The sequence below is a fragment of the Pontibacter rugosus genome, from assembly GCF_042678745.1.
Taxonomy (GTDB): Bacteria; Bacteroidota; Bacteroidia; order Cytophagales; family Hymenobacteraceae; genus Pontibacter; species Pontibacter rugosus.
The window spans coordinates 1-751 of sequence record NZ_JBHTLD010000470.1 but is presented as its reverse complement, the minus strand read 5'-3'; the positions used below and the strand labels follow the sequence as shown (position 1 = coordinate 751).

The 751-nt window shown below is 34.8% G+C and carries 1 protein-coding gene; it reads right to left on the bottom strand.

The features are described from left to right. Nucleotides 1–751, bottom strand: a 751-nt coding sequence (locus tag ACFQ2O_RS21965) for a glycosyltransferase (protein ID WP_377533116.1), incomplete at both ends; no start/stop codon positions are given.

Sequence of the window (751 nt, the reverse complement as noted above, 5' to 3'; positions counted from 1 at the left end):
TTTCTGCAGATAAACTGCTATCATTTAGAGTCGCATCTATACCTGAATGAGTTCCGCTCATATCAAGCCCAATATTTTTTACGAGTGTTTTGGTAGGATAAAGTGTATATTTATTTTCTAAAAAAGCGGATGCATACCATCTGATAGCCCAAGAATCATTCTTTTTATTAATTTGATCTATAAGCATTTGTGTATAAGGGTAGGAGTTGTCAAAATCAAACTCAGTGGTTAACTCTTGTGCATGTAGTTGCTGCAACAGTTTAGAGCCGTCTGTTTCAAACAAATCCCAACCTCTCTTCCATGTTGCCCAACCCCAACAGTCTGCACCTTTAAGGAAAAAAGTATTTTGAACTAGATTGATGTTAGCTGGATAAACATAACCGTGTACAGAAATAACAGCATCATCTTGCTGGTACAGTTTTAAGGCTGTATTCATATAGGAAAGAAAAGAAGGTGCTGTTACCAGATCATCTTCTAGCACAATTACTCTTCCATATATATTAACTACTTCTGTAACTCCTTGTATTATAGAGGTTGCTAAGCCAAGGTTCTTTTCTCTTTCAATAACTTTAACAGATTTGAACCCTTGAATCTGTGATATATACTGTCTTACTTCAGAAACATCCTTTTCTGCTTCACTTTTTTTTGGAGCATCAGAGTAAATGAATAGGTCGCTATCAGAAGCAAATTTATTCTTTAGTAATGCTGCTACTGTTTTCTTAGTATGTGTAGGTCTATTATATACAAATAA